The following is a 17682-nucleotide window of genomic DNA, read 5'->3' as shown; positions in this document are numbered from 1 at the left end:
AAGTCAGTTTCTGAAATATAGAATTTAGTGCTTTGCGGTAGAGTTGGTTGTTGGTGAACAAATGATTAAGCCATTTTAGCTTTGTTTCTTTTTGTTGTGAAAGAAAGCGCCTTAGTTACTCTAGCATTATCTCTCTTATATAAACGAGCAACTTCTAAAGTACTTTCTAAACTAACTTCTTCAGTAGACGTTTCAGTAACGATTGTCATTTCAATAGTATTAACCTTAACCTCTTCAGTGGCTGTTTGAGCTTGAGCAGTTACTCCGATAAAAAGAACAAAAATTAAAGTTGCGATAGTTTTCATGACTTGGGCGTTTATATATATAAAACGCCGCAGACCCTATTCTACCGAGGTTCCGTTCGCTGAAAAACCTCTTATTTTCGGTTATCGGCACAACTTCGGTTCAAGTGTAAAAAACCATCGGTGAACGTGAATGACCTAAAAAACACTTTACCGAACCATTGTGCTTTTAATCCGAAATTAAGCGCTTTATAATTTTGAAGAAGTGTCTTTTTACTCTACTACACCTTTAACAAAGGTTTTAGTAGTTAATCCTATATGGTAACTATGCTATCTCTGCCTAGAAAAAGCTAGGTTTTACGCAGAAGCTGTTCCTTAATAGATATCAACTTTGAGATTCGGTAAAAACATCTATATATAAAGGAAGGCTTCTTCTCTCTTCTATTTTGGGTGCCCTACAATAAAAAACGATAATTTTCAGTGTATGTACTATTCAGCTTACATACAAAATTGATGAACCAACGATCATGAGCATACTTTTGACGATTATTAGTTAATATTATTGGACTGATACATCTAAATGAATAATTTGCACATTCTTTTGAAAAAGAAAATAGATAAATTTAAAATCCCTAAATTATGAGACGTAATTTAATTACAAAATGGTTTTTGCTTTCGATGTTGTTTGTATCGTTCATTATGGTACCGGTAGCTTGTAGCAGCGATGATGGAGGAACCGAAACAGAACAAACACCAGATCCAGACCCGAAACCAGAGCCTGAGCCTGAGCCTGAGCCAGCTCCAGTACCTGACCCAACAAATGAGAATACCATCATAGATGCTACGGCTGCAGCTCACGCTAACGGGGTAAGTACATCAACAATAACTGTTCAATTGGCTGATGCCGATGGAAAAAAATTAACCGTAAGTGGAGGCGTAGTTGCCTTATCATCTACCGGATCGTCAACTTTAACTGATGTTACAGACAACGCAGACGGTACTTATACTGCAACCGTAAGTGGTACTGTAGAAGAAAGTATTGTGGTATCTGGAACTTTAGACGGAGTAGCTATAACAAGCACTGTTGAAATAACTTTTAACCCGGATGAATCCAACCCTGCTCAAGAAGCAGCCCAGTCAACGGTAGAAGCTGGTCCAACATTGCTCAGAATAAATTGCGGAGGCCCTGAAGTGACTTACGGGGATGTCACGTTTTTAGAAGATCAATACTTTGGTGCTAATAGTCAAATTTTCTCAAATCCTTTTGTAACTGAAATAGAAGGTACAGAAATGGACGAAATCTTTTTAACTGAACGAGTTTCCGCAGATGGCCCAATGTCTAAAGGTCCAACTACATATGACATTCCTCTTACCAATGGAACATATACAGTAAAATTATATTTTGCTGAAATTTATTGGGGTGTTGAAAATCCTCAAGGTCTAGAAGGAGGAGTAGGAAGTAGAATCTTCAACATCTCTATGGAAGAAATGGAAATATTCACAGGATACGATCTCTTTAAGGAAGATGGTCCTGCATCAGCTGGGACACGTATGTACGATGTTGAAGTTATTGATGGAGAATTAAATATTATGTTAGAAGCTACTGTTAACAAACCAAAAATTTCAGCTATCGAAATTTTCGGTACTGGAACAATCGGTTCTTAATAAGAAAACTTAACGTTTAATAGTAATAGGTCTTCAGAGAAAATTCTCTGAAGACCTATTTTTTGAACTTTTACGAGTAAGGAAACGTATATAAACCATACTAATTCATTAAAAAATAGTAGAATGATATTTAAAGCTATACTTGTTACCTTATCACTTTTTATAGGCACTTCTTGCCAATCTCACGTTGAAAAAAAAGAATCTGGTCAAGAACCACAGAAAAAAGAACAGATTACTAAACTAACCAGCCAAGATTTAGACAAATTTGAAACTGCATATTTCGCAAGTGGTTGTTTTTGGTGTGTAGAAGCCATATTTGAAAGTGTAAAAGGAGTTAAAGAAGTTGTTTCAGGCTATTCTGGTGGTACTGAAAAAAACCCAACTTATGAACAAGTTGGAGGAGGCATGACCAGCCACGCTGAGGCTGTTAAAGTTTATTATGATCCAGAAGTTATTTCCTTTACCGCTCTAGTACAAGTATTTTTTGGGTCTCATGACCCTACGACGCTTAATATTCAGGGACCAGATCGCGGAACTCAATATAGATCTGTTGCATTTTATAAAACCAATAAAGAGAAACAGATTATTGAGGGTTACATAAAAGCTTTGAAAGACCAAAACGTTTATGATGGTGCTCCCATTACGACAGAAGTGACCGAATTTACAAAATTCTATGATGCGGAAGATTATCACCAAGATTATGAACGTAAGCATCCTAAAAACTCATACATTACTAATGTGTCTGTTCCAAGATTAAATCGTTTCAAAGAAAATTTTAAAGAATACTTAAAGGAAGATGCTCATTAATTGAGTGCCTTAAATTTCGATTAAAAAAAATGCAGCCCTTCGAGGCTGTTTTTTTTGGGAGCAATAGCATTCTACGGCCAATACTAATCCTATTGTAGAACTACTTCGCTGTATTGCGCATTGATGTTTATAGACTTACTCGGATTCTTTTGATCCGCACTACCCTTATAAACCACACTACCCTGATTGGTAGTTTTATCTAATTTCAGTTTAGAAGGAACTACGAATTCAGACGCAGTTCCGTTCATATAAATTTTTGATTCTACTTCAGGTAGACTGCATTCAAATTCTGCATTTTGAAGGGTAACATCAAGAGTATCAAAATCATCGGCTACATTATGAATAAATAGCGAACCAAAATTATGGGTTACAAAAGCGGTCTTCATAAGGTTTTCTATAGTCACCTCAGAAGACCTAGAACTTAACCGGAGGTTAAGAACTTCTTCTAGGTCAACATTCTCGGAATAGTCCGCTCGCAATTGTCCATAATTCCATTTTTGGACGCTAATGGGAGAATACGAAACCGATACCTTGGTCTCATCCCCATCTATGGTTGCTGCGCATAATTTTGCATGAGAAAGCGTAGCGTTCATATTAGTAGTATGTTCCGCTAGTTTCACCTCACCATGGCGCACATTCATTTTTATCTTAGTCGATTTGGGCATTTTAATCTTTATAGTCTTCTTTACCTTGTATTTTCTACTTTCCCCTCCCCTTTTATAATAAAAGGTATTTGAAGAGTGCCTCTTGTTATACTCTATTTCATCTTCCATGCGCTCTTCCATGCGCTCTTCCATGGCCTCTGCTTTCCGTTCTTCTCGCTCTGCTCTCTTTTCTAACCTTGACTCTATTAGTTTTTTTTGGGCTTCCATTCTGTGTTCTAACTCTTTTTCATGCCGCTCACGTACCTTCTCATGTTTTGCTTCCATTTTTTGATGCCATTCTTCCATACTTTTTTCATAGGGCTTTCCAAAATTTTTCTGAAAATCTTCTTGCCACTTCTTTAAGTAGACGTCCCCCTCTCTTTCAAAAGCCTCATGGTCAAAATTTGGATTTGGAGCTGGCGGCATAGGTGGTTCAGGAGGCATTGGCATTTCCGGTAATTCTGAAAAATCAAATTCAAATGCATCAAATTCTGGTACTTCAGGAATTTCAATATGTAAATCGTCAACATCAACAAATGAATTCGTTGACCATGAGTTATCGTTATGACTAGTAACTACTACTTTTTTACTATTCCCCATAATAGAAAAACCTTCCCTAGTAAAATAGGCTTCTGCCTCTTTATCTGTTGCTCCTTCTAACTGAATAGTAGTTTCAATGCTAACTTGATTTTTATTCCATGTATCAAACTCAATATCAGCATAACTCGTATTAATGTCTAGAATGGCGTTATTTTCAACATTAAAACTCTCTGTATTTACTCGTTCCCTTATTTGCCCATAGGCCCCTATGCTGATGAGGCACAGGGCAACCGTTAGGGACTTAAACACTAGTCTCTTTAACTGCTTCATTTTTTGATGATTTTAATTGATTCAATTTTTCTTTAAGCCTATATAATAATTGTAAGCGTAAATGCAAGTTTTTGATCATTGCGGTAATCGTCTGGTCATTAGGGCCTACTTCATTCAACTCTTTACTCAACCGTCCGTATTCATGATTTAATTCGCTCAACTCTCCCATAAAACTATCTATGAGCGCTTTATTCTTATCCGAAACTTCCAGTCCTGATATTTCTAGGTTAATACTGGCCATATAATAATTCTCCACTTTTTTTAAGTCAGGCGAAAGGTCTCCCAACGATAACTTTTCTACTTTAATAACTTCTGTTTGTTTTTCAACTACGATTTCTTCTGGAAAAGATGAGTTTTCTTGCCAAAAAAAGTAGCTTCCAAATCCCAATAGCAATATGACCGAAGCTGCGATTTTTAAATATGGCAACTTCTTTTTCTTTTGCTCCGGTAGTTCTGCTTCCAAACGTTTAAGAAACCGCTCTTCATGACCTGCTTTTAAACTTGGCCTGCCCTCCTCCTCTTCGTTCCCGAAAATTTCCCTAATATCTTGCGCCATTATTCTTTTCTTTCAGTAATTGCTTCAAATACCTTTTCCCTCGTAAAAGCCTAGTCCGACAAGTGGTTTCGGTTAGACTTAATATTTGCGATATTTCGCCATGATCATAACCTTCTAACAAATACATCATTACTACGTATTTATATTTTTCTGGCAATCCTTCCATTGCTGCCTTAATCTCTTTTGCTGTAACACCATCATCTACAGACCAATCTTCATCTTCCATCACCGGCAGATGACGCTCTTCAAATTCAATAGTTTCATGTTTTTTCGACTTTAAAAAATCAATACATTTATTGATAACTATTCTTTTAAGCCAAGCACCAAACGTAACGTTGCCTTCATACTGCTCTATTCTCTGAAAAGCCTTTAGAAAAGATTCTTGCAAAATATCTTCTGCATCATCAGCGTTTTTTACATACCGCATAGCCACACAGAACATACCATCACAGTATTGCCGGTACAGTTTTAGCTGTCCTTTTCTGTTATTATTTTTACACTGTTCTACTACATCAATCTGAAACATTGGTCGGGTTTCGTTGTCTGTTTTGGGTCTATTCTATTATAAGGACGAAAGAAATACGTTTGTGTTGCAAAAAACACATAATTTTGTAGAGATTTTAATAAGATACATTTGAAACAAGTTACTATACAATCCGAAAACATTATCCTAATCGTCCTAGATCACGGTGCTGTAATTCAAAAATTACTAGTTAAAGGAACAGACGGGAACTACACGAATGTAGTTGTTGGTTTCAATTACCCTAGCGCTTATGAAAATGATAAGAAGTGTTTGGGAGCCTGTGTGGGAAGATACGCTGGCCGAATTTCTAAAGGTGGTTTTGTTTTAGACCAGCAAAGCTATCCTTTACACAATGTAAATGGTGTTCATTTACATGGAGGCAAAAAAGGGTTTGCAGAAAAAAGCAAATTTGAAGAAGTCAATTATGGACCTGAACCTTTTATAAAACTATCTTATGTAAGCAAGCATCTAGAAGAAGGATACCCTGGCAATTTAAAAGTTACCGTAACTTATAAGTTAGAAAACAATGCCTTAGTTATTGAACATAAGGCGGAGACTGACCGTAAAACGGTTGTGAATCTAACCAATCATACTTATTTTAAACTAGATTACGGAGAAGGTATAGCAGATTATCTGTTGCAAATGAATTGTACGCATTTTACCGAAAGCGGTAAAGATTTATTGCCTACAGGAAATTTTGTATCAGTAAAAGGGACTCCCTATAATTTTCTAGAAGAAAGACCTATTGGAAATACTCCTTTAGATGTACCATTCGCTATCCATCCCAAAACCAATTTGGCAGCCCGGGTCAAGTCTAAAAGGTCTGGTATTACTATGACCGTTCAAACCAACCAGCCTGCTCTTGTTGTTTATACACCACCAGAATTTCTTGGTATTTGTTTTGAAACCCAAAATTTTCCCGATGCACCAAATCAGCCTAACTTTCCCAGTTCTGTTTTAAAACCTTATGAAGAATATAGTAATATATCTAAGTATCACTTTTCGGTTACATAGCAAAAAAAAAGCCCTAAGAAGTCATACTTCTTAGGGCTTTAAAATATAAAATGCACCTATTATGCTTCAACCATTAAATTAAGCTCAACGGTAATATTATCTCTTGTAGCTTTACTATAAGGACATATTTCGTGTGCAGCGTTAATTAGTTCTTCTCCTTTTGCTTTATCTACGGTAGGTAAAAGGCAATCTAATGTAGCATCGATAAAAAATCCATCTTCGTCTTTATTAAAACCGATTATAGCCGTTACGCTAAAATCGCCCAAATCATCTACACCAAGATCTTTTGAAACCGCTTGAAGCGCTCCTGCAAAACAAGTTGAATAAGCCGCTGCGAAAAGTTGTTCCGGGTTAGTAGATTTGCCATCTGTCTTTCCGTTTGCACCAGGCATCTTAATATCTAAATCTACGGCACCGTCATCACTTTTAACATGACCGGCTCTACCTCCTGTATTCGTTGCTTCCGTTTTAAAAATAGTTTTCATTACGTATAAGTTTATGATTACATGTTCAAGTTAAGCTATGTAATTACAAAATTATAGCTTCAATTATTAAATTAATGTGAAAACCATCTTTCCCGTCAAAAAAAGAATGGATTAAACACCTAATGCGTAACTTAGATTAACCAATAGCAAAACAATGAAATTTTTAAAGTGGACTCTTATCACGTTTGCAGTATTAGGCCTTCTGTTCTTTTTTGTAATAAGCCCTTATATGAAAACGCAAACAAAAAAAAATAGCCCTGAAAAAACAGTGGCATATGTAAAGAATGGAATGGACCTGTCAGTAACCTATTCCAGTCCATCAAAAAAAGATAGAATAATATTTGGTGAACTTGTGCCTTATGATGCCGTTTGGCGGACGGGAGCAAACGAACCCACCACCTTTTCTACTACTAATGATATAAAAATAGCTGGCGAAAATCTGCCTGCCGGTACCTACTCATTATGGACTAGACCAAGCCGCCAAAGTTGGTCTGTAATTTTTAATAAGGACATACCGGACTGGGGGGTAAGTATTTTAAGTGGAGGAAAAGAAACCAACCGAGTTCCTGAGGAAGATGTGGTTGAGATTGAGATTCCTACAGAGCAAACCGCAGAAACGATAGAAAATTTTACCATAGATTTTGACATGAAAAATCAACTATACATGCTTATTTCTTGGGACAGAACCCTAATTAAAGTACCTATTAGTAAATAAGTTTGGAGAAAAATAAAAATACAGATGCAAAGGGTATTTCTCAAATTCAAAAGAAGAGAAAAAATATTGTTGACCCTACCACATTGGTTGAAGCCCTATGTAAAGGGGATAAAACCGCTCTTGGCAGAGCAATTACACTAGTTGAGAGTAATAACAAAAAACATATTGAGGAGGCCAACAAGGTTGTTACCCAATGTTTAAAGCGCCCAACTAAAAGCATTCGTATTGGTATAACCGGTGTTCCATAAGTGTTGGTAAAAGTACTTTTATAGAAATATTTGGCCAACTGTTAACTTCACAAGGAAATAAGGTAGCCGTACTTACGGTAGACCCAACGAGCAGTCAAAGTAGGGGCAGTATTTTAGGAGACAAGACTAGAATGGAAGTTTTAGCAAAAGACCCTAATGTGTTTATACGCCCATCTCCTTCTGGTTTATCTTTAGGTGGCGTAACCCGTAAAACAAGAGAATCAATTATTTTATGTGAAGCAGCGGGCTTTTCTGTTATTTTGATAGAAACCGTAGGGGTTGGGCAAAATGAAACTACCGTTCACGGCATGGTAGACTTTTTTCTTCTCTTAAAGTTGGCAGGTGCAGGCGATGAATTACAGGGAATAAAAAGAGGCATTATTGAAATGGCAGATGGTATTGTAATTAACAAGGCAGATGGAGATAACCTATGGCCAAAGCAAAAATTGCCAAAAGCGAATTTGAAGGCGCTTTGCAATTATTCCCGCCAAAAGAAAATGGTTGGAAACCAAAAGTGTCTTTCTGCTCTTCTATAGAAAACACAGGTATTGTAGAAATTTGGAACATCATTAACGATTATATTGATAAAAGTAAAGAGACCGACTATTTTAACGAAAAGCGAAAACAACAAAATAAGAGCTGGCTCTTTGAAGCTATTGAGGAAAGACTTAAGTCAGATTTTTTTAGTGACTCCCAAATATCAAAAGAAATAGGCAGTTATGTTGAACAGGTAATTTCTAAAGAAATCTCACCTTTTTATGCCGCAGACCAATTGATAACAATTTTTAAAACCCGATCTTAAATAATTAGCTTAATTTGCGAGCCAAACTTCTTTTAATCTGATGGATTTAGTTACCACATCCCTTCTTTCTATTGTTATACCGGTCTTTAATGAGTCCGAAAATGTTGTTCTTCTTACAGACAGAATACACGAGAGCTTGGTTGGTTACGATTACCAGATTATTTATGTAGATGATTTTTCTTTTGATGGTACTCGAAAGATTATCAAAAATATGAAAGATGAGAAAGTACACCTCATTAGTCTTAAACGGAACTATGGCCAAAGTTTGGCTTTGGCAGCAGGTATTGATTATGCAGAGGGTGAATATATCATTACCATGGATGGTGATATGCAAAACGACCCGAGTGATATCCCCAAGATGTTGACGTATGTTGTAAACGAAGATTATGATCTTGTTACGGGTATTCGTGCGGAAAGAAAAGATTCGTTCGTAAAAAAAATACCTTCTAAAATAGCTAATGCCTTAATACGCCGGACGGCCAAACTTGACATTAAGGATAATGGCTGTGCACTAAAAATCTTTACTAAAGAAACAGCAAAAGAATTGAACCTTTACGGAGAAATGCATCGGTTTATTACTTTGTTGGCACATTTTGAGGGAGGACGTATCAAACAAGTGCCCGTGAAACATCATGCCAGACATGCAGGGACATCAAAATATGGTTTGGAGCGTATCTTTAAGGTTGTGGCGGACATAATGCTACTACTCTTCATTAGAAAGTATTTCCAAAGACCCATTCACTTCTTTGGTATTTTTGGTTTTGTACTAATATTAATTGGGATAATTATAAACGCACACCTATTAGTGGTTAAATTTGGGTTAGGAGAAGACATCGGTTCTAGACCATTACTAACATTTGGTATGATGTTTATTCTGGCAGGGATTCAATTATTTACTATTGGTATTGTTATGGAACTATTGATACGCACCTATTATGAATCACAGAATAAGCGTCCTTATAGGATTAAGAACGTGGCGGTTGGAGACCAAATAAAATCGTAGATACCTTTTAGTAATGCCTAAAGCTATTTTTACCGAATGTGAATAAGATGCATTTTCTTTAATGCTCTCTTTCGGGTAGAAGGATTCAAAAAGTCTTTACTAAGCATTGAAACCTGATAATCGTTTTCAGTAAACTGCTGGTCCCAATCAAGACCGGCATCTTTAACTCTTCGCAAATCTATATCATTTACGTAAATCCAAATATCTTTTTTCCCTTGAATAGCTTTTAATGATTTATGACGCACAGGATGCTGGTTATAAAAATCTAACGCCCATGTATTAAAATCAGATATGCGATAAATCTGATCTACAGGTATTTGCTCTTCTGACACTACTTCCGCCATACTAGAACCCGCTTGGTATTTTAAAAGTTCAGGGTAAAAATGAAGATTCAATACGGAATTTAAAAGCAAAGAACTATAGACTGATATGGTGATAATCCGTAGAAAACGCGCTTCTTTTTTTAAACAGAAATAAATGATGACCATGAGTAAAACAATCAAAAGAATCGAAGCGATAACCCTTTCGAACTTGAATACATAAAAGCAGATGAATAAAATTGCCGTAAATACTATACTAAGAATAAAATACTGCGAACCTAAAAGTATCTTGAGAGGTTTTTTTTTATCAAATCTGATTAAATCATTTATGTACGATGCAGTGAACACCGCAAATAAAGGAATAATTATATTTAGGTAGTGAGGTAATTTAAACTGAGAAAGACTAGCTACTATAAAAAATATAGTAATCGTACCCAAAGTCAAAAATTCATACTTTGGATTATAAGAAAATTTCAATTTAAACAATGTTCTGACCCGCGAGCCAACCGCAAAGAGTGCAGGAATGGTCCATGGAATAAAAATCCATAAAAAGGTATGGAAAAAGAAAAAATAGTCTTTAGAGGTCTCCCCCATTACTCCTCCCGTACGTTCTAAACTCTGTTCCCAGAATATAAACAGAATACCGCTGCGGTTCGCAGTTCCACGAATTACCTTTTCTGGATGTAGATCAAACTGATGATAATATGCATACAGCATTGGAGCTATAGCTATTCCAAAAAAAGCGAGACCCACCAAAACTTTCCAACTAACTAAACTTTCCCATTTTCTAGTATAGCTCAAATGACAAATAATGGCCACACCAATTACAAAAAGGGCAATCTGGCCTTTGGACGAAAAGGCTAAACCTGCTGCCAACCCTCCTATTATAATGGAAATTAAAGTCCGTTTTTCAATGTAAGTAGCAAATTGCCAAATAGATAAAATGGTGAAAGCCGTAAGAACCGCATCAGTCCTAACGTCTATTACCGACAATACTATGGTTTGTGCAGTTAGGAAAATTAAAGCTGCCAATTTCCCAGTATTGGTATTATAAAGTAACTTACCTAACCCATAGCAACTATAAGCCCCTAATAAAGTGACCAGTATGGCGGGTATTCTATATGCCCAATCAAATAATCCGAAAATTTTAAAGGAAAAAGCAGCCAGCCAAAAGTGTAAATGTGGCTTATCAAGATACTGCGCACCACCTTTTATAAGATTAACAAAGTCGTTCTCTTGAACCATTCTCATTGCCATTACGGCAAATTGAGCGGAATCTGCTTCAAAGAGGGTGACAAACATTCCGGCCACGTAGACCAGAACAATTAACACTAATAAAGACCAATACCTAAGGTTCGATATCATACAGATATTTCTCTATTGCAAATATATACAACTTAGAAAATAACCAGCTAAAAAACAACCCTATTAGAAGACCCGTTAACACATCTAATGGAAAATGAACGCCTAAATAGATTCTACTGTAAGCAACTAGAAGTGCCCAAGACATCAAGAAAAATCCTATGTAAGCATATTTATGCTTCAGCACTAAAGTAAAGAAAAATGCTACTGCAAAACTATTTGCCGCATGTGCAGAAAAGTAACCGAATTTACCGCCACAAGATGATTTCACCAATCTTACCAAGCCATCCAAATCTGGGTCATGACAGGGTCGCAAACGCTGTACTCCATATTTAAAGAAGTTACCTAGTTGATCGGTAACAACAATTAACAATACAACCGTAACCAAAAGGACTAAAGTCTTTTTTAGCCCATAGGTTTTGTAAGCTAAAAATAATAGGGCAGCATACAAGGGTATGGCACTAAACTTGTCCGAAATAAACAGCCAAAAACCATCCCAACTAGAGGTCCCTAAATTGTTTAGAAAAAGGAAGAGTTCTTTATCTTGTTGAATAAGTTCTTGCCACATCTTCTTTAATTATTCTTCGTATCTGGCCACCTCACGGTCATAAAATTCGCCGGCTTGTTCTATAAGACTCTCAGCTTCAGATTCTAATTCCTTTTCATCTTCTGTAGAAAAGTCTTCCAACCACTCTACTTCATCGTTCTCTAAATTGATTATGAACCTTGGGTATTCAGTGTGTACTACAAATATGGCTGTGGGATAATCTGTATTATCACCTAACAAAAATTTTGGGAATTCCATTTTATGAATTTACTATTAACTTTTTAGTCAAATAATTGAAGCGAATATACAACATAACCGCCGATGCGCTTAGTCCTGTAAGCAAACCTATCCATATACCAGTGCTCTTAAGTTCCGTATGCAAACCTAAGTAATAACTTACGGGAAAACCAATTGCCCAATAGGCTATAAAGGTTATAAGTGTTGGTATTTTCACATCTTGCAATCCGCGTAATGCACCCAATACTACCACTTGTACGCCATCTGATATTTGAAAGAAGGCAGCTACCAAAAGAAGTTCTGCGGCCAAGGCAATTACCTCGGTATTATCCGTAATATTCATTACATCGTCTAAATCTAAATATATAGTCGGAAACCAATGTCTGCCCAGTAAAAATAAAGCGGCAAAAACCACTTCTAACAAAAAAGTAAGCAAGAATATAGATAGCCCAATGCGCCGTAGGTCTACGAAGTTCCTTAACCCTTTCTGGTTTCCTACGCGAATCATAGCTGCAATACCCAATCCCATTCCAAACATAAAGGTCATGCTACTTAAATTTAATGCTATTTGGTTTGCAGCCTGAGCATTCTTTCCTAAAACACCACTAAGCCATATGGCTGCTGTAAAGATGGCTACTTCAAAAAACATTTGTAAAGCCGATGGAAAGCCAAGATCTATAATTTTTTTGATAACCTTTTTCTCTATCTTTTTGAAATCGAATCCGGTTACATAGTCATGAAATTTCTTTTTACTTCTGAGTAAATACCAGATATAACCTACCATTAAAACCCGTGAAACCAAGGTGCCGATAGCCGCCCCAACAATTCCCATTTTAGGAAAACCGAAAGAACCGAATATTAAAAGATAGTTGATAGTTATATTCACCACATTGGCCATAATTGTAGCATACATGGGGTATGTGGTTTGGGACAAACCTTCTGAAAATTGCTTAAATGCCTGAAAAATAATTAGAGGCACCAATGAAAAAGCCACTAAATCCAAATACGGTATAGCCAATGCCACCACTTCTTCGGACTGGCGCATAGAGTACATTAAAGGCTTCGCTATAAATATGACCCCAAATAGAAACAGCCCTAAAACAGTACACAAAACCAAACCATGCTTTAAGGCACTTTTGGCATCTTCTTTTTTACCGGCACCATCTGCTTCTGCAACTAAAGGCGTAATGGCTGTTGAAAAACCGATACCCAAGGACATGGCCACGAACACAAAACTATTACCTAAAGAAACCGCTGCTAGTTCTGCCGTACCTAACTGCCCTACCATAATATTATCGGCCAATTGCACAAAGGTATGCCCCAACATACCCAATATTACGGGCACTGAGAGCTTTATATTATATCTAAATTCTTTAGTATATTGCTGAAACAAAACTGATTTATTTAATAAGATTTCTGGTGAAAAAGAGATTTTACCCCCTCTCCTATTTCCTGATATTTTTTTTAAGGAATTATTTCTCGGCCAATTTGGCTTCCTCCCAAAATACATCCATTTCGCCTAAGGTCATTTCTTTTAATTCTTTACCTATTCCCTTGGCTTTAGTCTCTAGATACTGAAAACGACCAATGAACTTTTTATTGGTACGTTCTAAGGCATTTTCAGGACTTATATTCAGAAAACGTGCATAATTTACCATAGCGAACATGACATCACCAAACTCGGCTTCCATCTTATCTTGGTTTTGTTCTTTTACCTCTTCCCGTAATTCAGATAGTTCTTCCTGCACCTTTTCCCAAACCTGTTCCGGCTTCTCCCAATCAAAACCTACACCAGCAACCTTTTCTTGAATACGGCTTGCTTTCACCAATGCCGGCAAACCTTTGGGTACACCTTCCAAAACACTAGTTTTACCTTTTCCTTCTTTAAGTTTTATGTTTTCCCAGTTTCGTTTTACATCTTCTTCACTAGTTACTTTTACATCGCCATAAATATGAGGGTGACGGTTTATTAATTTTTCACATATTTCATTGCAAACATCGGCTATATCAAAATCATTGGTCTCACTACCTATTTTTGAGTAAAAGACAATGTGGAGCAATACATCACCAAGCTCCTTTTTAACTTCTTCCAAATCATCTTCAAGAATAGCATCACCAAGTTCATACGTCTCCTCTATAGTTAGGTGACGCAAAGTTTGCATGGTCTGTTTTTTATCCCACGGGCACTGCTCACGCAACTCGTCCATAATGGTCAGTAAACGGTCAAATGCCTCTAGTTTTTGCTGTCTTGTATTCATACCTGAAAATTTGCGTAAAAGTACAAAGACCCTTCTTTTAACGTGTCGAAAATTTAGAGTATTTTAGAAGTCTTTACTAAGACTTACCTATACCTTATTATGATTCATACAAACAGAAGAAATTTCTTAAAAAAGTCAGGTTTGGCTGCTGCCGGAACCTTATTCATACCTTCCATGAGTTTTGCCATTGCTCCCAACGAAAAATTTGGAGTCCAGCTCTACTCTTTTCGCGATGAAATGGCTAAAGATGCCAAAGGCACATTAGAACAAATTGCTTCTATCGGCATTAAAAAAATAGAATCGGCTCGTAGTAAAGAAGGCCTCTATTACGGTCTCTCTCCAAAAGAAATGAAAGATACTTGTGATAGTTTGGGCATGGAACTCTGTAGCGGACATGTTGCTTTGGACAAGGATTTTGATGACACCATGCGCCAAGCGGTAGAATCCGGTCAAGAATATGTTATTTGCTCTTCCCTTCCTAGCAATGGTCAAAACATTGATAATTACAAAAAGGTAGCTGAAGCTTTTAATAAAGCTGGCGAATCTTGTAAAAAACTGGGATTGAAATTTGGATACCACAATCATGAATACGAATTTGAATCTGATACAGGCGAAGTACTTTATGATGTTCTTATGGACAATACGGACCCAGACCTTGTTCATATGGAACTGGACTTAGGGTGGGTAATTGTTGCAGAAAAAGACCCTCTACATTATTTCGAAAAATACCCTAAACGTTTTCCGTTGTGGCATTTGAAAGATATGAACATGCACGAAAAGGTAAGCACTGAATTTGGTAAAGGAGGCCTAGACATAGCTATGATGATGAACCACAAATCCGACTCTGGTGTAAAACATATTTTTATAGAACAAGAAGAATATGCCAGTACGCCTATGGATAGTATGAAACATAACATGAACTTCCTTAAAGCCTTATAAACATGAAAAAAAATCAACTCACTTTTTTCTTGTCAGCTCTTATTATTTTAGGGCTTTCGTCATGTAAATCCCAAAAAAACATTTCCAAAGGAATTATTGCCAAAGATGCCAAACTAACTTTGGTTTCAGATGAATATGAGTTTACGGAAGGCCCTGCTGTAGACAAAAATGGCTATATCTATTTTACGGACCAACCCAATGACCGTATCGTAAAATGGGATGCGGCCACCAATACAGTTTCTGACTACATGAAGCCGTCCGGGCGTGCCAACGGACTCTATTTTGACCATGACGGCAACCTTTTAGCTGCTGCAGATGAAAAAAATGAACTATGGAGCATTGCTCCCGATAAAAATGTAACCGTTTTAATAGGCGACTACGATGGAAAAAAACTAAATGGCCCCAATGATCTTTGGGTAGATTTAGCTGGAGGAATTTATTTTACCGATCCATTCTACAAAAGACCTTGGTGGGAACATTCAGAACCAGAACAATCTGCCCGAAGAGTATATTACCTCTCAAAAGGAAGTTCCATTCCAAAGATAGTTGCAGAGGATTTTGAACAACCTAACGGCATTATTGGCTCTCCAGATGGCAAAATGCTTTACATTTCGGATATAGGAGCTAAAAAGACTTTTGTTTATACTGTTGATGCTAATGGAAACCTATCTAACAAAAAGTTGTTTACGGATATGGGTTCTGATGGTATGACGTTGGATAATCTGGGTAATCTATATTTAACGGGTAAGGGTGTTACCGTTTTCAATTCCAAAGGAGAACAAATAGAACATATAGATGTTCCCGAAAATTGGACTGCCAATGTAACTTTTGGTGGACCCGACCAGAAAACACTTTTCATTACCGCTATGGACTCTGCCTATACTTTAGAAATGAATGTAAACGGGGTGCGATAGTATTATTCTTAAAACGAAAAAAAGCCATTTCACAATGATGTGAAATGGCTTTTTCAATTGAAGTGGATTTATGTATTAATAAGCAAGAATTAATTCCATCCGCCACCTAAAGCACGGTATACATTAACCACAGCGCTCATCTGTTTTTGTTTGGTTTCAATAAGCTCAACTTTTGCTTCTAGTGCATCACGTTGCGTTAGTAAAACCTCCATATAATCTGCTCTGGCTGATTTAAACAGTCGGTTTGATATATCTATCGAAGCCGTTAGGGCATCAACCTCTTTCGACCTTAAATCATAACTTTTTTCCAAATTATCAATTTTCGCCAGTTGATTAGCTACCTCAACATAAGCATTCAAAATAGTCTGCTCATAATTGTAGACTGCCTGCAATTGCTTGGCACTAGCTCCATAGTATACTGCCTTAATCGCATTTCTATTAATCAACGGAGCAGTTAAATCCCCGACTAGGGAATAGAGAAGCGACTCTGGTGTTTCTAGCAAATATTTTGCGTTAAAAGACTGAAAACCAATTCCTGCAGAAATACCCAAAGAAGGATAGAAACGCGCCTTGGCTACTTTTACATCTAATTTTGCAGCTACCAAATCAAGTTCTGCTTCTTTGATATCAGGGCGATTAGCTAATAACTGAGATGGCAGACCCAAATGCACCGTTTCTGGAACTAAGTCTTCAAAACCTTGATGGTCTCGTTCAATATGTTGCGGATAACGACCTAGCAAAAAGTTGATTTTATTCTCCGTCTGCACAACTTCTTGTTGTATTTCGAACTGTAAACTTTTAGTATGAAAAACCTCAGCTTCAAACTTCTTTACCGCCAACTCATTTACTTTGGCAGCAGCCTTTTGAAGTTTTACAATTTCTAAAGCATTGCTCTGAATACCTATGTTTTGCTTAATAATAGCCAGTTCATTGTCCAAAGCCAACAACTCATAATATGAATTTGCTATCTCAGCAATTAGATTGGTCACCATAAAATTTCGACCTTCAATAGAAGAAAGGTAACGGGTAACCGCAGCTTTTTTAGCATTTCTCAATTTATGCCAAATATCTACTTCCCAATCAATTTCAGCAGCAACTAAGAAATCACCCAACGGCTCAGGAAATTCTTCTCCAGGCCGTATGTCCGTATTTGCATCACTGGCACCTTGACTAGTATATCTTCCAACTTTTTCCAATCCAGCACCTGCTCGTAAGCCCACAAAGGGGAGGTACTCCCCTTTCTTCTCCCTTACCTCACTTTTAGCAATCGCAATTTCTTGCAAGACTATATTCAGCTCTTGGTTATTGCCCAAAGCCGTATCTATAAGCATACGCAAATTGGGGTCCTTAAAATACTCTCGCCAAGCAATGGTACCTGTATTGGTAGAGTCATGCGAACCGTTATAAGTATCCGGCGTTGTGGTATTGGCCGTTCTTTGCAGTGCGGCTGGGCTTTTACATGATGTAAACGTCAGGGATAGACATGCTATACCCAAACCCATATATATTATTCTTTTATACATTTTTCTGA

General features: G+C 37.0%; 18 protein-coding genes and 1 pseudogene. 8 read left to right on the top strand and 11 right to left on the bottom strand.

Annotated elements, in window-relative coordinates; genetic code table 11:
• Positions 1-65: 65 nt before the first annotated feature.
• A complete protein-coding gene (locus Q5W13_RS14725) occupies positions 66-305 on the bottom strand; it encodes a hypothetical protein (RefSeq protein WP_194532162.1) in 240 nt (79 codons plus the stop codon).
• A 576-nt stretch (positions 306-881) separates the two neighbouring features.
• Here Q5W13_RS14725 and Q5W13_RS14720 point away from each other — a divergent pair.
• Together Q5W13_RS14720 and msrA are read left to right on the top strand one after the other, a co-directional pair.
• Positions 882-1907 carry a malectin domain-containing carbohydrate-binding protein gene (locus tag Q5W13_RS14720; RefSeq protein WP_304443510.1) on the top strand — a complete coding sequence of 342 codons (1026 nt, stop codon included), beginning with the start codon at positions 882-884 and terminating at the stop codon, positions 1905-1907.
• A 123-nt stretch (positions 1908-2030) separates the two neighbouring features.
• A complete protein-coding gene (gene msrA / locus Q5W13_RS14715; RefSeq protein ID WP_304443509.1) occupies positions 2031-2714 on the top strand; it encodes a peptide-methionine (S)-S-oxide reductase MsrA in 684 nt (227 codons plus the stop codon).
• 89 nt (positions 2715-2803) lie between these two features.
• On the opposite strand, the gene Q5W13_RS14710 is transcribed toward msrA, so the two are convergent.
• Genes Q5W13_RS14710 through Q5W13_RS14700 form a run of 3 tightly spaced genes read right to left on the bottom strand, consistent with a single transcriptional unit; the run spans position 2804 to position 5310 of the window.
• Complete coding sequence (locus Q5W13_RS14710) at positions 2804-4228, bottom strand: hypothetical protein (protein WP_304443508.1); 1425 nt, start codon at positions 4226-4228, stop codon at positions 2804-2806.
• Positions 4200-4784: a hypothetical protein gene (locus Q5W13_RS14705; protein WP_304443507.1), complete on the bottom strand. Its 585-nt coding sequence runs from the start codon at positions 4782-4784 to the stop codon at positions 4200-4202. The genes Q5W13_RS14710 and Q5W13_RS14705 overlap by 29 nt, the downstream gene beginning before the upstream one ends.
• A complete protein-coding gene (locus Q5W13_RS14700; protein ID WP_304443506.1) occupies positions 4768-5310 on the bottom strand; it encodes an RNA polymerase sigma factor in 543 nt (180 codons plus the stop codon). The genes Q5W13_RS14705 and Q5W13_RS14700 overlap by 17 nt, the downstream gene beginning before the upstream one ends.
• A 108-nt stretch (positions 5311-5418) precedes the next feature.
• On the opposite strand from Q5W13_RS14700, the gene Q5W13_RS14695 reads away from it, so the two are divergent.
• Positions 5419-6321, top strand: coding sequence for an aldose epimerase family protein (locus Q5W13_RS14695; protein WP_304443505.1), 903 nt, complete (start codon positions 5419-5421; stop codon positions 6319-6321).
• 59 nt (positions 6322-6380) lie between these two features.
• On the opposite strand, the gene Q5W13_RS14690 is transcribed toward Q5W13_RS14695, so the two are convergent.
• On the bottom strand, positions 6381-6806 hold the full coding sequence (locus Q5W13_RS14690; RefSeq protein WP_304443504.1) for an organic hydroperoxide resistance protein: 426 nt from the start codon (positions 6804-6806) through the stop codon (positions 6381-6383).
• 229 nt (positions 6807-7035) lie between these two features.
• On the opposite strand from Q5W13_RS14690, the gene Q5W13_RS14685 reads away from it, so the two are divergent.
• The 3 genes and pseudogenes from Q5W13_RS14685 to Q5W13_RS14675 all read left to right on the top strand — a co-directional run bounded on the left by Q5W13_RS14685 (position 7036) and on the right by Q5W13_RS14675 (position 9574).
• The gene (locus Q5W13_RS14685; protein ID WP_237332207.1) at positions 7036-7521 is read left to right on the top strand and encodes a DUF2911 domain-containing protein; all 486 of its coding nucleotides are present in this window, start codon (positions 7036-7038) and stop codon (positions 7519-7521) included.
• Positions 7522-7523: 2 nt separating this feature from the next.
• Positions 7524-8571: pseudogene (gene meaB, locus Q5W13_RS14680) on the top strand (methylmalonyl Co-A mutase-associated GTPase MeaB).
• A gap of 40 nt (positions 8572-8611) precedes the next feature.
• Positions 8612-9574 (top strand): glycosyltransferase family 2 protein, encoded by a 963-nt coding sequence (locus tag Q5W13_RS14675; RefSeq protein WP_304443503.1) that lies wholly within the window; start codon positions 8612-8614, stop codon positions 9572-9574.
• 29 nt (positions 9575-9603) lie between these two features.
• Here the strand turns inward: Q5W13_RS14675 and Q5W13_RS14670 are convergent, their stop codons facing one another.
• The 5 genes from Q5W13_RS14670 to mazG all read right to left on the bottom strand — a co-directional run bounded on the left by Q5W13_RS14670 (position 9604) and on the right by mazG (position 14298).
• A complete protein-coding gene (locus Q5W13_RS14670) occupies positions 9604-11259 on the bottom strand; it encodes an ArnT family glycosyltransferase (RefSeq protein WP_304443502.1) in 1656 nt (551 codons plus the stop codon).
• Positions 11243-11824: a phosphatase PAP2 family protein gene (locus Q5W13_RS14665; RefSeq protein ID WP_304443501.1), complete on the bottom strand. Its 582-nt coding sequence runs from the start codon at positions 11822-11824 to the stop codon at positions 11243-11245. Before Q5W13_RS14665 ends, Q5W13_RS14670 begins: the two co-directional genes overlap by 17 nt.
• 9 nt (positions 11825-11833) lie before the next feature.
• Positions 11834-12061, bottom strand: coding sequence for a DUF8828 family protein (locus tag Q5W13_RS14660; RefSeq protein WP_038238904.1), 228 nt, complete (start codon positions 12059-12061; stop codon positions 11834-11836).
• A gap of 1 nt (position 12062) precedes the next feature.
• Positions 12063-13433, bottom strand: a complete 1371-nt coding sequence (locus Q5W13_RS14655; protein ID WP_304443500.1) for an MATE family efflux transporter — start codon at positions 13431-13433, stop codon at positions 12063-12065.
• A gap of 79 nt (positions 13434-13512) precedes the next feature.
• The gene (mazG, locus tag Q5W13_RS14650) at positions 13513-14298 is read right to left on the bottom strand and encodes a nucleoside triphosphate pyrophosphohydrolase (RefSeq protein WP_304443499.1); all 786 of its coding nucleotides are present in this window, start codon (positions 14296-14298) and stop codon (positions 13513-13515) included.
• 99 nt (positions 14299-14397) lie between these two features.
• Here mazG and Q5W13_RS14645 point away from each other — a divergent pair, with 99 nt between their 5' ends.
• Both Q5W13_RS14645 and Q5W13_RS14640 read left to right on the top strand, forming a co-directional pair.
• Positions 14398-15237 (top strand): sugar phosphate isomerase/epimerase family protein, encoded by an 840-nt coding sequence (locus Q5W13_RS14645; protein WP_304443498.1) that lies wholly within the window; start codon positions 14398-14400, stop codon positions 15235-15237.
• A gap of 2 nt (positions 15238-15239) precedes the next feature.
• Entirely contained in the window at positions 15240-16151 is a 912-nt protein-coding gene (locus Q5W13_RS14640) for an SMP-30/gluconolactonase/LRE family protein (RefSeq protein ID WP_304443497.1), read from the top strand.
• Positions 16152-16240: 89 nt separating this feature from the next.
• On the opposite strand, the gene Q5W13_RS14635 is transcribed toward Q5W13_RS14640, so the two are convergent.
• On the bottom strand, positions 16241-17674 hold the full coding sequence (locus Q5W13_RS14635) for a TolC family protein (protein WP_304443496.1): 1434 nt from the start codon (positions 17672-17674) through the stop codon (positions 16241-16243).
• Positions 17675-17682 lie beyond the last annotated feature (8 nt).

This window comes from Zobellia laminariae (assembly GCF_030553095.1).
Lineage (GTDB): Bacteria > Bacteroidota > Bacteroidia > Flavobacteriales > Flavobacteriaceae > Zobellia > Zobellia laminariae.
This window is presented reverse-complemented; position numbering and strand designations above follow the sequence as displayed.

Bases quoted from the DNA above. Each gene is read 5' to 3' on its own strand.
- msrA (WP_304443509.1), top strand. From the start codon at position 2,031: ATGATATTTAAAGCTATACTTGTTACCTTATCACTTTTTATAGGCACT.
- Q5W13_RS14725 (WP_194532162.1), bottom strand. From the start codon at position 305: ATGAAAACTATCGCAACTTTAATTTTTGTTCTTTTTATCGGAGTAACT.
- Q5W13_RS14660 (WP_038238904.1), bottom strand. From the start codon at position 12,061: ATGGAATTCCCAAAATTTTTGTTAGGTGATAATACAGATTATCCCACA.
- Q5W13_RS14710 (WP_304443508.1), bottom strand. From the start codon at position 4,228: ATGAAGCAGTTAAAGAGACTAGTGTTTAAGTCCCTAACGGTTGCCCTG.
- Q5W13_RS14675 (WP_304443503.1), top strand. From the start codon at position 8,612: ATGGATTTAGTTACCACATCCCTTCTTTCTATTGTTATACCGGTCTTT.
- Q5W13_RS14685 (WP_237332207.1), top strand. From the start codon at position 7,036: ATGAAAACGCAAACAAAAAAAAATAGCCCTGAAAAAACAGTGGCATAT.
- Q5W13_RS14705 (WP_304443507.1), bottom strand. From the start codon at position 4,784: ATGGCGCAAGATATTAGGGAAATTTTCGGGAACGAAGAGGAGGAGGGC.
- mazG (WP_304443499.1), bottom strand. From the start codon at position 14,298: ATGAATACAAGACAGCAAAAACTAGAGGCATTTGACCGTTTACTGACC.
- Q5W13_RS14700 (WP_304443506.1), bottom strand. From the start codon at position 5,310: ATGTTTCAGATTGATGTAGTAGAACAGTGTAAAAATAATAACAGAAAA.
- Q5W13_RS14720 (WP_304443510.1), top strand. From the start codon at position 882: ATGAGACGTAATTTAATTACAAAATGGTTTTTGCTTTCGATGTTGTTT.
- Q5W13_RS14665 (WP_304443501.1), bottom strand. From the start codon at position 11,824: ATGTGGCAAGAACTTATTCAACAAGATAAAGAACTCTTCCTTTTTCTA.
- Q5W13_RS14645 (WP_304443498.1), top strand. From the start codon at position 14,398: ATGATTCATACAAACAGAAGAAATTTCTTAAAAAAGTCAGGTTTGGCT.
- Q5W13_RS14640 (WP_304443497.1), top strand. From the start codon at position 15,240: ATGAAAAAAAATCAACTCACTTTTTTCTTGTCAGCTCTTATTATTTTA.
- Q5W13_RS14635 (WP_304443496.1), bottom strand. From the start codon at position 17,674: ATGTATAAAAGAATAATATATATGGGTTTGGGTATAGCATGTCTATCC.
- Q5W13_RS14690 (WP_304443504.1), bottom strand. From the start codon at position 6,806: ATGAAAACTATTTTTAAAACGGAAGCAACGAATACAGGAGGTAGAGCC.
- Q5W13_RS14670 (WP_304443502.1), bottom strand. From the start codon at position 11,259: ATGATATCGAACCTTAGGTATTGGTCTTTATTAGTGTTAATTGTTCTG.